The sequence below is a fragment of the Paenibacillus sp. JNUCC 34 genome (genome assembly GCF_058269055.1).
The window spans coordinates 2247861-2261014 of record NZ_CM177770.1 but is presented as its reverse complement, the minus strand read 5'-3'; the positions used below and the strand labels follow the sequence as shown (position 1 = coordinate 2261014).

Below are 13154 nucleotides of genomic sequence, written 5' to 3'. Positions count from 1 at the left end.
CAGCCCCTTCATCCGTCATTATCCTATTTTCGATATTTTATTTTCACTTCAACATCAAGCTCAAATGTACGATCCCAGGGATAAGTGAACGTCATTTCCGGGTTGTATTTCGGAAAATATCGATTCAACAACAGTTCTATTTCTTCCTGCAAAAGGGGGTTAAGCAGCTTCTCTATGTTTTCCTTGGGCTGTGTAAAGCACCATACATCTTCACCTTGCTGCTTCAATCGATCGTTTACTTTCTGTCTGATATTGCCCTGGTATAAACAATCATCTGTTAATCTCTCCAGGAGAAATGACATGTTCTCCTTTGAACGAAAATGGCTGTAAGCTAAAACGGATAGTTGTCCAGCGATGGTCCCAATTGAATTGGATGCCGTGTTCCAGGCGGAATAAGCCATTAAATGGTCTGAGCCTAATGTGTCGAGTACATATTCTAATAAACATTTGCTGCCGCCATTTGCATAAGTAATATCGAGAAACGCATACGGATGCCCGCTAAATGCTTTTAAATCAACTGTCATTTCTTCCGTTACATTTGGAGGCGCAAGCTCCTCATAAACGACATCTACTTGCTTTTCCGCAGGAAAAGGAGAAACGATCAGAATACAATCACTCTCCTCGATCTCATCTGTAATTAGACAATGGCTGCTGAATATATTTTTCTCGATATTTTCAACTAGTGGCCTATCTTCATACAAAGCGATCAGGTTTGAATCTTTATTCATATAATGAACGTATATTTTGGGCCTTGATCCTTCATATAGATTAGCACAACGTCCAAATAACAGGCTCACTTCTTCATCAGTTCCATTTTTAATCGTTACATATGGTTCAATCTTGGAAGCCTGAATCTCTTTGGCAAGAATCTCCTGCTCTCTCACATGCAAACCGTACTGATGTGAATCCTCTTGGCATAAATCCAAATAACCAATCGTACCATTTCGAACGAGCTCGATACTTGTTTTATTGACGATGTGGTTTCTTTCACGCGCGGTTAAATAATTATCCAGCATTTTTTCCGGTATCCGGCTTGCATAGTCCCTGAAAATATAACCATATTTTTCCGGATTGATATCATTTAAATATGCATATTTACTGTATGAGAAGAGGTTCTCCCAAATCTCCACATTTTTGCTGGATGAAGCAGTGGTCGATAATCTCATAATGACGTTGTAAGCCACAATGGTTAAGCTGGGATTGATTGTCATCATTTTCTCTAAGATTCGAAGCCTATCTAAACAAAACTCAAGGTTGAATTCATCGGAATACTGCCTCGAATGAATTAATCCGCCGTAACACAACATATCAATCGATATAATAGCATAACTCCACTCGGAGGCTCCAGCTATTAAAAAATCTTCAACTGCTTTCAAATCCGCTCTCTGCATGAAATATCCGCAATCTTGCAACGGCAGAATGTCAACCTCGAACTTTTGATAAATCTCTCCAAGACTGTTGCCGAATTTCTGATTGCAAGGACGACCGTCAATTGGCAAAATACCTACTCTCATCTCATGATCCTTTCCTATAAACGATCGATTGCTTCACGGAACTGAGCGATTGCTGATTTGATCGATTCTTCTGATTTTCCGGTCACAACCGCCCCCAGCATAATCCCTTTGACTCCTGTTTGGGCAATAGCCTCGACATCCTCAATACGTATTTTCTTTTGAGAAGGAATAATGATGGGTAGATTGCTTATATGGACCAGCTCTTTATATTTCAATACATCACGGCTGTTGAGATAGGTTCCATATGAATCCGGATGAATGATGGATGCTTCCAAAATATCTACATTCATATGCTGGAACTGTTGTATTTCAGAAGGAAGATACGTGTAATCACAAGCCATCATGCAAGTCAGTTTTTTGCTCGTTAAAACTTCAGGAGGAGTATCGTGCAGATACAAGGACAAGAAATCGAACGGATATTTCGTTATGGTGTCATAATCTTTCAATACATCCTGGGGACTGGCTCCTGCTACAAGGCCAACCGGTACAGGAGACTCATTCAGTATTTTCTCGATTTGTTCTTGTTCTTCGTGAAATGATTTAAACAAAGTTCCACTGGCCCGGTGGGATATATTAATATGAATTTTTACAGCATCTGCACCATTTTCCCAAGCTGCTTTAGCCAAATGATAGCTGTTTTCAGGTAAGCTGGAAATCAATTTCAGTTTTTCGTCCTTTAATTTTTCATATAAAGTTGTCAATTGGATTGACTCCTCTCCTGATTGAAATAAATCCTCAGCACTTCACCGCTTCAAAAGTACACATTTGTTCACCATGTGTTGGCTCTTCACCATATTTATAGTCCGCAGAAATGGTGATTTGACCAAATCCGATCTTCTCCAGCAGAAGGACAAACTCGTATCGGCCATACCAGCTGAGCGGAAATCTCTGCAGCTCGGATTGTACGAACTGACCTTCCTTCCACTTCTCATACTTTAATAGCGATACCATCCGCTGTTCCAGATGATTAACCTCTACAACTTTTTCTTCTAATGTAATCACTTCACCTGCTTCTGTATCCCATGTTCTTGTTGACACAGCATTAGTGTCCCAATTGGTCGGAATAAACAAATCTAATATTAGCCTACCACCCGGCGCAAGATGTTGATAAAAATTGTTAAGAGCTTCAACCGCCGTTTCCCGACCTTCCAATAACTGAAAAGAACCAGCGGGAATAATTATGGCACCATATGATTGTTCCAGCTGAAAATTATGCATTTCATCCTTATACAGTAGAGGCGTTAGTCCCTCATCAGTACATCTACTGCGACAAGAATCAAGCATATCTCCGGAATTGTCCAGTCCATCCACCAGGTTTCCAGACCGTAACAATGGAATTAACACACGACCGGAACCACAGCCAACTTCCAGAATTCTACCCTGTATTACTTTTAGACGTTCCTCATAATACTCCACGTCTCCAAAAGAATGCCCTAACGGTTTACTAAGATCATACACCTCTGTGCAGAGGCTACCATAATGATGCTGCATATTCTCATTCCTTTACTATATATTGTCTTTCAGATCAAGACAATCCCACTTAAACGCCAATTCTTGATGAACTTCACCAGCAATTTCGATTTCTTTTTGGCGAACCATCTTCCCTCCCAAGGCCTCATAAAAATGTATTGCGGGATTGCCTTCCAGCACCCAGACTAACAATGAGGTATATCCCATCGATTTCATCACCTCAAGCATCTGTGTGAAAAGCTGTCTGCCCCAGCCCTTCCCTTGTGCCTCTTGTAATAAATATACCGCGTACAGTTCACCCTCACTATTCCGTTTTTGCTCTCTTTCTGGACCAAAATTCATAAATCCGACTATTCGCTCCATAGGGTCTTCCAGCACTAATATTTCTATATCTGCCGAGGGATTTTCCAGTCTCCACTTCCAACCCTCCAGCCGACTTTCTACCGTCAGAGCATCTAAATAAGCCCCTGATACGATTCCTTTATACGTCGTTTTCCAACTGTTCACATGAACTTGTGCAATTCCCTCTGCATCCGCTGCCGTTGCTTGTCTAATGTTCACTGCTGATCCCCCCATTAGCTTCTTAACTTCTCTTTCCTATCTTGTTATATTATCAAGATACAGGTTGCTGCACCATAATAAGGAACAATTACGAATACAAACACATACAAAAGAGCGCTGCTATCCAGCAGCGCTCAAATTATTTTCGAGCATATTCCCGATCCTACTCGTTATTCGTATTTATTAGTTAGTCCCTCTACATTCAACGAGATTTCTGCAGTACCATCCACCATTTCGCATCAAATCCCGGCATCTGCACCTCCTGCAGTCCGAGATCTGCTTCGTTGATCCATTCTCTGGCAAGCTGGATATAGTTGCTGTGAAACTCAGTGCTGTATCCTATTTTTTCATACCCTGCATAAGTACAGTTATCGAAAATGATGATGCCCTCTTCCTTCAATAACTGATGACAGGTTTCAATGATACTGATAAACTCGCTGTAAACCGCCTGCTTCAGCTCTCCCCGGTTATGATAATCCATAACAGCTTGAAGCATCTGAGGTTCAACAGTCCACCAGTCACTATGAATCGTATCAATTCCTTCACGCTGGGCAATCATGGTCTGTATGATATCATTCAAGGCATGATGAAAAACGATCACATCCATAGATCTCTGGCCACAGTAGTTCAGTATGCGGGCACCATTGTCCTCAATGACCTGGATTTCAATGCTCAACTCCGCAGTTTTATCCCTGAACCCTTCGGTCAAATCCTGATTCAAATTTGCGGTTACGTACCTTGCCCCTTCCTCACCATGAGCATCCAGCGCTTTAGGAATAAAAATCGTATCTCCTGCAGCAATTTCAAATAGCTTGGCATCCTTCGGAACGTTCAAAGCTTCCATCAAATGAACGTAGGAGGATGTATAATACAGTTGAAGCATTTCAGGGTCTGAACGTTCTGCCAATGTAATGGGAGGAGTTATCATTCCGTCTAATCTTCGTTGCAGTTCATCATCAGACAAGCTTGCAATCAGCTCTTTTGTCTCCTCTGAAAACCCTCTCGAAAGCTGATTAATTTTGCTTCGATACATATTAGATTCCGTCAGGTGCATACCAAATTCCTCCTTTTGTCCATCTATGTATTAATTCATTTTATTTTCTAGTCCCGTTATTCAGACCTTCATGAGTTACTACAATATACGTCTGTGAAGGAACCATTAGACTTATCATTCCAGAACACATTCCACTCTGAAGCATTTATGTATCCGCTATCAAGTTAGCTTTTTAAGTAAACCCACTCCTTCGTGAAGATGGTATATTTGCAAAATAATATATCATAACATGGATGAGGTGTCACAAATGATCTGCAACTACAGCTACTTTTCCTGCCAGTTTAACAAACCATTATGACATCCTCTGTCTTATTTTCATGTTAAAATAATTAAACATCATGTCGCCAAGTAAACCGTATGTCTCCTCTGATGAGGAGTGACCCTGAACTTATACTAGAACTTATACCTGAACTTTACTGGAGGAATCTATCATGTCATCAACTTCCCAAACGAGCACGGCCAGCATAAAGATTGCATCGCCAAAAATCCCCAGACAGCTCGAACCTATCTTGCTAGCGGACAGCGGAATAGAGGATGACGCTGCCTTTAGACAAGTCATCTTTCAGGACGAACAAGTTTCATATCTCAATACAAATAAAGTGCTGTTCGATCAGACTGTGTTTCAAAATGTTACGTTTAAACACGTTTCACTAAAACATGTGGAACTGACAGACGTCGTATTTAACCACTGTGATTTGTCCAATGCCGATTTTAGTGATGCTATTATTCACAGAGCTCAGTTTAACCACTGCAAAATACTCGGACTTGATCTCACAGCCGCAACGATTCGAAATACATCCTTTAATCACTGTACCGGAGATTACGCAACTTTACGCTTTGCGAATTTGAAGCAGGTATCCTTCCGTTCCACCTCGCTTCTCAAATCAGATTTCTATCATTCCGAACTGTACAAAGTCGAATTTGATGAAACAATCATCGATCAGGCTCAATTCTCTGGCACGAAATTAGCCGGAATTGACTTAAGCAAAGCGGACTTCCATAACCTGGGCTGTACGCTGGAGGATCTGAAGGGCTGTATTATATCTCCGACACAGGCAGTTCTATTTACAAAAATATTTGGGTTAGTTGTGAAAGAATAACTCTAAACATACTCTTTATCAGCAGTTCATGATCAGTTGATCCAGGGACGTACCGTTCACCAAAGGCTAAGGAATTTCGATTCCTTAGCCTTCTATTTGTATTATATATCCAATCCTTAGAGATATCTTTAGGTCATGACCTTGCATCCCGAGCCCAAGAATGAAGAGTCGCGAACCAAGGATATCCGCATGTTCTCGAGGTATAGCCGTTGTTGATCCGTCAACTTATCGATGTCTGAAAAAAGAGTATGATAGACATTGGAATACAGATGTCTGAAATCCAGGAAAAAATCGACCAAGTGCATCCCTAAAGTATCCCCTTTAGCTTGTGCGTAACCATCCATAAAGGAATCTGTAAACCTTTTAGCAAACTCCCGCCTACCCTCACCAGCCTCAACCGATTGTACAGCATGATATATTGCTACGGCAGCATCATAGGCAAACCAGTGATACTCACTGTCACCGAAGTCCAGAACAGTCAACTGATGCTGCGAGCCAAGTAACAAATTGTGCTGATGCAGATCTCCGTGAATCAAACCGAATTCCTTGTCTGTCGCCGACAGAGTATGCATATGTACATGATATTCCTTCCAGCGCTCTTGAAGTGTAAGGTCCAGCGTCCCCAAATTCCGCCGGAATATTTCATGCTCATGCCATTGACCGCGCGAATGTTTGGGCTTATATCCTACTGCCAAAGCATGTAGAGTCCCCATAGCATGACCCCACTGACGGAATAACTGTGGATTCCACACTTCCGGATCTCTCGATTGGACGTGCCGCCCCTCGGCTTTTTCATAGGTTACAAAACATAGCCCATTCGAGATATCATTCACATACGTCCCTTTGACTTCAATGGGTTTCACAACGTTCATGTTATGCTGTGACAAATAAAGCACCCATTCCATTTCAGACATAATCTGTTCTTGTGAGATTGAGGCGCGGTCAAAGATCTTAACCACCACTGGGTTATCTGGATTGACTTCATACACATTGTTATTGTATCCGCCAAGACACTTTACCCCATTTACGGGACATTTCAAAAGACTGCATATTTCCGGTATCGCAGTAGAATCTACCATATTAGGGTCTCCCCTCCCTATCGACATATACTTGGTTCTATTAGATTGTTATATAATGGATAAGTTGTTGTCAAATCTAACCACCAGTATTGGCATAAAAAAACGCCATGAACATGAATGTTCAGACTTGAACGTACTCATCGTCAACAAGAAGAACATTAAACATCATGATCTCCTTTGTTTTACTTGACAATAATAGATATACTCGATATTATACTGACATAAAGTTAGTGATGGTCTAAAAGTTAGCTATGTCTTACATCATCGTGACCAAATTTAAATATAAGTCAGGAGTCGGTTATAAGTGAAAAGTTATTCATCAATAGGACAAGTTATTCTTAGAGTGGTGTTGGGTATTGTTTTTCTAGCCCACGGTCTGGACAAATTTCAGAGCGGGATCAGTAATATTTCTGGTTTCTTCGAGAGCATTGGTATTCCGGGGTACATGGCTGCCATCGTAGCGGTAATTGAGACTGTCGGAGGTATTGCTCTTATCCTTGGAGCGGGAACCAGAATTGTGTCTTTAGTGTTAACGTTTGTTCTTCTTGTTGCTACTTTTACCGCGAAGATTAGTATGGGATTCCTGGGTGGATACGAGCTCGATCTTGCTCTAATTGCCATTGCCGTCTCACTGGTCTTCACAGGCAGTAATCTGTGGTCTATCGACTCGCTGTTCCGAGCTAAAAAATAACACAAACGTTTAAAGCTGAACATGAAACGTATTTCATACGTTTTGTGTTCAGCTTTTTTATGAGAATGGTTCTGGCTATTCCATACTTCCGTCACTTTCGTTAATGACGATGTCTACACTTTCTTCAAACACATTGGGACACGGAACATTAGTTATTTCCTCGGACTGCCGGACCCAATGACCGATATTACGGTACAATGCTTCATACGACTGATCCAGCACGTCTTCCGGAATATGCTCTGCACTCACAAAGTTGTCTGGTTCCGGTAATTTCATGGTGACTTTCCTCCTGGTAAGTTGGATAATGACTGTTCATAACATCTGTAAAATTACTGTCCGTTTAATTAATATTGTTGATGCCCCGTACTTTTATACAATCTTTCTCATACGAAGAGCCCGCAATCTGCTTATGGACAGACCGCGGGCTTATTCCCAATATACAAAAGACGGAAGCGCAGCATTGGATATGCCACCTCTTCCGTCTTCTATTATTAATGCAACGTACGGTTCAAAAAAGTTCGGGTTCGCTCCACTTTCGGATTATTGAATATTTGATCCGGCGTACCGGACTCAATCACTTCACCATTGTCCATAAATATGACCCGGTCAGCCACATCTCTCGCAAACGCCATTTCATGGGTTACTATTACCATCGTCATATGTTCTTCTGCAATCTGTTTAATAACCTGCAGCACCTCTCCAGTGAGCTCCGGATCCAAAGCCGAGGTCGGTTCATCAAAGAGCAATATGTCAGGATTCATCATCAATGCTCGGGCTATGGCTACGCGCTGCTTCTGGCCTCCGGATAACTTCCCTGGAAAAGCTTCGGCCTTGTCGGCAAGTCCTACCTTTTTGAGCAAAGCAGCACTCTTTTGTCGGACGACCTCATCGGAGTCTTTTTTGACATGTTTAGGTGCTAATTCAAGATTGCGCTGAACGGTAAGATGCGGGAATAAATTAAAGTGCTGAAACACCATCCCCATTCGGGAGGTAATCTGTTTCAACTGCTTGCTGCCGGAATAAACGCCATTTTGAACGAGATACTCATCCTGTACACGAATGGTACCGCCATTGACCTCTTCCAGATAAACGAGACTGCGCAGCATGGTGCTTTTGCCTGACCCTGAAGGACCGATGATTGCGATAACCTCGTTTTTATTTACTTCAAAGGATACGTTTTTCAATACATTCAGATCGCCGAATGATTTTTTCAGATTGGATACTTCGATGATAGCCATTTCTTCGACAGTCCTTCTATTCAAATTTGAACTTGCGTTCAAGGTATTTAAACAATAACGTCAACACTAATGTCATCAATAAATAAATAACACCTGCCACAAAGAAAGGTAACAGTTTGAAATCCCGGTTGACGGCCGTTAGAGCAAAATGCAAGATTTCCGGAACAGCGACCGCATAAAGTAGCGCCGTATCCTTCACCAACGTAATCGATTCATTTGACACCGCCGGGAGGGCAACGCGGAACATTTGCGGAAGAATAATCCGAGTCGTCGTCTGCCAGCGGCTGAGTCCCAGCACCTGTGACGCTTCGTATTGCCCTTTATCGATGGCAAGCAGACCGCCACGGAATATTTCTGCAAAATAAGCAGCGTAGTTTAACGCAAAGGCCAGACTGGCCGCTACAAAGCGATCCATAACGAGATACTCGCCTATAACCGGCAGGATCGGCAGCCCGTAAACAAAAAATACCAATTGCAGCAAAAGCGGCGTTCCCCGCATGACGTAAATAAAAGCATTCGCCAGCCACACGAGTGGTTTGATAGCGCTCTTCACCATTAATGTCAGTCCAAATCCTAAAGGGATAGACACAATAATTGCGATGATAAACAGTAAAATTGTAGCCCTTGCTCCTTCGAGCATAGGGATCGTGATGTCAATAAGATAGTTTATGTCCATTATTTCGATGCTCCCATAACTAAAACATTTATCTGCGTACCTCAAAGAAGACAGACCGCACCTAGCGGTGGCGCCTATTTCAATACTTTATCCTCACCAAACCATTTTTCAGAAATTTTAGCTGCAGTCCCATCTGCATTAAGTTCATCTAAAGCTTTCTGAAGCTCGTTTAAGAGGTCTTCTCTTCCATTCTTGACTCCGATACCATATTCCTCAGGAGCAAGTGACTCTTCGAGCAATGTATAGGTTCCTTCTTCTTTCGCCATATAATACTTCAAGACAACCTCATCGATAACAACGGCATCCAGACGGCCGTTCTTTAAATCACTTAGCGCCAGAACGTTATCTGAGAACTCCGAAATTTTACTGATTTGAGATTTGATCTCATTGGCAGCCAGCGCATCAGCAGCTGAGGAAAGCGACTGAAGTCCTACATTTTTACCTGCCAAATCGCTGATTCCTTTAATATCTGAATCCGCCATAACCGCTACAACCTGACTGTTTTTTAAGTATGGCTTCGTGAACAACACTTTTTCTTTACGTTCATCGGTAATTGTGTAACCGTTCCAGATCAAATCAATCCGGCCACTGCTTAACTCCGATTCTTTCGTCTTCCAGTCGATCGGCTGGAATTTAATCTTGTACCCCATCTTCTCAACTGCAGCACGGGCATAATCGATATCAAACCCGACAATTTCATTCTTCTCATCCCGAAACCCCATAGGCGCGAATTTGTCGTCGATGCCGACAATCAGCTCTTTATCTCCGCTCGCGGAGCTTGCACATCCTACGATGGATAATAACAATACTAAACTCATGAATAATAGCGATAGCTTTCTCATTACAAATGCCCCCTATATACTTGACCAGATCTCATGTTGATCACAGTCTCTTTCTTTCTCGCTTTAATACGTTATCAGAGCTCTATGATACCATATTAGCAGGAAAGAGTCGATACTTTCAGAAAAGAGGACATTTTTCTCTCATAATTCATCCTATTTTAAGGAAACATTAAGGATGATTTCAGCATACCCGGAAACAATGAGGGATAGTACCACATTACAAAGGCCATACAACGAAGAAAGGCGGTATATGAATTGAGAACACAGAACCTATGGATCAAGGGGCTTCTTAGTCTCACCTTGACCCTGGTATTCGCCATGAGCTTCCAGGGAATTTCAAGTGCTGATTCGGCCAACGCTGAATCTGGTACAGCAAGCAACCATACTTCCAAGCACGAGGGAGGAATGCTGAAAGAGCTTGCCACGTTCCTTAAGCTTGAACCAAAAATTATGCATGACAAGTTACAGAGCCAGTCACTCGCTGATATTGCACAAGAACAAGGTATCACCCGTGCCGAACTCAAAACCAAGGTAATGGATCTTATGAAAGCACACGCAGCTTCTCGCCCTACACCTTTGGGAACCAACTTAGATTTCTCTGCTGCAGCTGAAAAGCTTATGGATACCAAAGGCGGGTGGCACCACGGTGGAAAACGGCACCACAGGCGCTTGATGAATGTAGAAGAATTGGCCAAACTGCTGAAGATGACGCCAGATCAACTTAAAGAATCTCTTCAATCCGGAAAATCGCTTGCCAAGCTAGCAGTGGAAAATGGAGTCAATGTGCAGTCGGTCATCGATCAGCAGGTTAAAGCTGTCACGGACCGGCTGGATCGTCATTTAGCAGAAGGAAAGCTTACGAAGGAGCAATACGATGAGCGCAAAGCTAAAGTTAAACAATTTGTTACTGACTTCGTTAACGGTCGGAATATGAAACCGAAAGAAGATCACTTTAGACATCGCAGCATTTCGCAGAACAAGCTTGAGAAGTAAGACCATAATGAAATAAGCTATATGATTCTCGGCTTGAAACTCATACGACAGACAAAAAAACGGCCTGCATAAATGCAGGCCGTTTCATTATTAAGGTGTGTATTGCTGAATAATTTTAACTACGACACCGTCCTCAACGGTAACGTGATATGGGAACCAGCTCATATCAATAATATCCTTCTTATCATAAGCTGACAGGAATTTATCCAGGCTAACTGCTTGATTCCAAAAAATCTCAGCATCTTCCACTCTCCCTGTATGGTCGTACAACTGCAGCAGAACCTCGGCATCATCAGCAACTCGCAAAGTCACCTGCTCTTCTGTATCATTTACAATGTAATAACCATCAGGAGCTTCTGTCATTTCAGGATCCTGCTCGCGTTCACGGAAGATCTCGTTCGCTTCTTCACCTTCATACCACTGAATCGGATCTACGTTCAGATATACATTTCCATCTTTTACTTCTATAGAATTAATGAATACGGCCTCTTGGTTAGAAGCTTTCACAACCGGTTTGTATTCCTCATTGCTCGAAGCCACTCCAACCGTCGTCATCATCATAAATACCAACAGCATTACGGAAGCTAATTTCCAGACTCTTCTTTTCATAATTTCATCTCTCCCTTATGTATAGATTGGAGAACAGACATCTATATAATGATTACCCTTATTACTGGAACTTAAAACCAATTTCTAAGTATGGATCATATTTCTTTGTCGTTCTATATAGCTAGTATATGAAAACTAGAAACAAAAAGGGTTTCATTTCGTCTTTAATTCGTTACAATAATTCAATCTTCTAGACACAAATAACCCGTCTGTCTCTACACATACGTGTTGAAACAGACGGGTTATTACTACAAAAGCTATTCATCTTAAGAGCTTAGGCTATAATTTTACTTATTGAACGCTTCAGTCAATACAGGCACGATCTGGGATTTACGGGAAACGACACCTTTCAAGAATGCCTGGTTATTATTCAGTGTCACATTATAAGCCTTCTCCACTGCCTGAGATTCCTGTCCCAATGCAAGCGCGATAGAGTCGTTGTTCAAAATGTCCGTTACAACGAAAACAAACAAATCCAACTTCTTCTCAGCAATGATTGCGGAGATCGCTTCCTCTAGCTCCGTCTGACGAGAAAGGACATCGTTCGTGTCAACCGCATTAACTTGGGCGATTTCTACCTTTGCTCCACCCATCTGAAATTCTTTTGCATCCAGGGAGATGAGTTGAGCGATGCTCTTGTCGCTTAGATCGGCTCCGGCTTTCAGCATGTCCAATCCGTATGCATCCGCATCAACACCCGCAATTTCAGCCAACTCACGGGCTGCAGCCACATCTTCCTCTGTGCAGGTAGGAGATTTAAAGAGCAAGGAATCAGAAATGATCGCGGACAGCATCAGACCAGCGATTTCTTTAGAGATTGCAACGCCTTTTTCTTTGTAAATTTTATTCAGGATCGTTGCTGTGCATCCAACCGGTTCAGCACGGTAATAAAGCGGATGGCTTGTCTCAAAATTAGCAATACGGTGATGGTCAATGACCTCTACAACGCGCACTTGATCGATATCACTTGCGCTTTGTTGACGCTCATTATGGTCTACCAGAATTACTTCTTTCGCTTCGTTAGCTACCGTCTCAACATAACGCGGAGCCTCCACCTTGAAATAATCAAGCGCGAATCGGGTTTCCCCGTTAATGTCTCCCAAGCGGACTGCTTCCGCTTTAAGACCGAGTTCCTTTTTCAGCTCGGCATACGCTATAGCAGAACAGATTGTATCCGTATCCGGATTTTTGTGTCCAAAGACCAAAGTATTTTCCATAATAATTGCCCTCCGTCGATTGTTATCTTGACTCATGAGAAACTTCTGCTGGTCAAACTCTTATCTGATTATATCGCTAAATTCTTCTTATTCCAATTCATTTACACTGA

General features: G+C 42.2%; 15 protein-coding genes. 3 read left to right on the top strand and 12 right to left on the bottom strand.

What is annotated here, in order from left to right; translation table 11 throughout:
- Positions 1 to 23: 23 nt before the first annotated feature.
- The 5 genes from AC2TF5_RS10680 to AC2TF5_RS10660 form a co-directional block, all read right to left on the bottom strand.
- Positions 24 to 1514 carry a DUF4127 family protein gene (locus AC2TF5_RS10680; protein ID WP_491302133.1) on the bottom strand — a complete coding sequence of 497 codons (1491 nt, stop codon included), beginning with the start codon at positions 1512 to 1514 and terminating at the stop codon, positions 24 to 26.
- 14 nt (positions 1515 to 1528) lie between these two features.
- On the bottom strand, positions 1529 to 2215 hold the full coding sequence (locus AC2TF5_RS10675) for a hypothetical protein (protein ID WP_491302132.1): 687 nt from the start codon (positions 2213 to 2215) through the stop codon (positions 1529 to 1531).
- A gap of 34 nt (positions 2216 to 2249) precedes the next feature.
- Entirely contained in the window at positions 2250 to 3005 is a 756-nt protein-coding gene (locus tag AC2TF5_RS10670) for a class I SAM-dependent methyltransferase (protein WP_491302131.1), read from the bottom strand.
- Positions 3006 to 3020: 15 nt separating this feature from the next.
- Positions 3021 to 3545 (bottom strand): GNAT family N-acetyltransferase, encoded by a 525-nt coding sequence (locus AC2TF5_RS10665; protein ID WP_491302130.1) that lies wholly within the window; start codon positions 3543 to 3545, stop codon positions 3021 to 3023.
- A gap of 202 nt (positions 3546 to 3747) precedes the next feature.
- Positions 3748 to 4599 carry a hypothetical protein gene (locus AC2TF5_RS10660; RefSeq protein WP_491302129.1) on the bottom strand — a complete coding sequence of 284 codons (852 nt, stop codon included), beginning with the start codon at positions 4597 to 4599 and terminating at the stop codon, positions 3748 to 3750.
- 431 nt (positions 4600 to 5030) lie between these two features.
- On the opposite strand from AC2TF5_RS10660, the gene AC2TF5_RS10655 reads away from it, so the two are divergent.
- Positions 5031 to 5699 (top strand): pentapeptide repeat-containing protein, encoded by a 669-nt coding sequence (locus tag AC2TF5_RS10655; RefSeq protein WP_491302128.1) that lies wholly within the window; start codon positions 5031 to 5033, stop codon positions 5697 to 5699.
- Positions 5700 to 5827: 128 nt separating this feature from the next.
- Here the strand turns inward: AC2TF5_RS10655 and AC2TF5_RS10650 are convergent, their stop codons facing one another.
- Positions 5828 to 6778, bottom strand: coding sequence for a phosphotransferase enzyme family protein (locus tag AC2TF5_RS10650; protein WP_491302127.1), 951 nt, complete (start codon positions 6776 to 6778; stop codon positions 5828 to 5830).
- A 304-nt stretch (positions 6779 to 7082) separates the two neighbouring features.
- Here AC2TF5_RS10650 and AC2TF5_RS10645 point away from each other — a divergent pair, with 304 nt between their 5' ends.
- Positions 7083 to 7469, top strand: coding sequence for a DoxX family protein (locus AC2TF5_RS10645; RefSeq protein WP_491302126.1), 387 nt, complete (start codon positions 7083 to 7085; stop codon positions 7467 to 7469).
- 75 nt (positions 7470 to 7544) lie between these two features.
- On the opposite strand, the gene AC2TF5_RS10640 is transcribed toward AC2TF5_RS10645, so the two are convergent.
- The 4 genes from AC2TF5_RS10640 to AC2TF5_RS10625 form a co-directional block, all read right to left on the bottom strand.
- Entirely contained in the window at positions 7545 to 7745 is a 201-nt protein-coding gene (locus AC2TF5_RS10640) for a hypothetical protein (protein ID WP_491302125.1), read from the bottom strand.
- A 215-nt stretch (positions 7746 to 7960) separates the two neighbouring features.
- Positions 7961 to 8707 (bottom strand): amino acid ABC transporter ATP-binding protein, encoded by a 747-nt coding sequence (locus AC2TF5_RS10635; protein ID WP_491302124.1) that lies wholly within the window; start codon positions 8705 to 8707, stop codon positions 7961 to 7963.
- 16 nt (positions 8708 to 8723) lie between these two features.
- Entirely contained in the window at positions 8724 to 9383 is a 660-nt protein-coding gene (locus tag AC2TF5_RS10630; RefSeq protein ID WP_491302123.1) for an amino acid ABC transporter permease, read from the bottom strand.
- A 74-nt stretch (positions 9384 to 9457) separates the two neighbouring features.
- Entirely contained in the window at positions 9458 to 10225 is a 768-nt protein-coding gene (locus AC2TF5_RS10625) for an amino acid ABC transporter substrate-binding protein (protein WP_491302122.1), read from the bottom strand.
- A 255-nt stretch (positions 10226 to 10480) separates the two neighbouring features.
- Between AC2TF5_RS10625 and AC2TF5_RS10620 the strand changes: the two genes are divergently transcribed.
- Positions 10481 to 11218: a DUF1707 domain-containing protein gene (locus AC2TF5_RS10620; protein ID WP_491302121.1), complete on the top strand. Its 738-nt coding sequence runs from the start codon at positions 10481 to 10483 to the stop codon at positions 11216 to 11218.
- 90 nt (positions 11219 to 11308) lie between these two features.
- Here the strand turns inward: AC2TF5_RS10620 and AC2TF5_RS10615 are convergent, their stop codons facing one another.
- Positions 11309 to 11827, bottom strand: coding sequence for a hypothetical protein (locus AC2TF5_RS10615; RefSeq protein ID WP_491302120.1), 519 nt, complete (start codon positions 11825 to 11827; stop codon positions 11309 to 11311).
- A 287-nt stretch (positions 11828 to 12114) separates the two neighbouring features.
- Positions 12115 to 13044: a manganese-dependent inorganic pyrophosphatase gene (locus AC2TF5_RS10610; protein WP_491302119.1), complete on the bottom strand. Its 930-nt coding sequence runs from the start codon at positions 13042 to 13044 to the stop codon at positions 12115 to 12117.
- Positions 13045 to 13154: the final 110 nt, after the last annotated feature.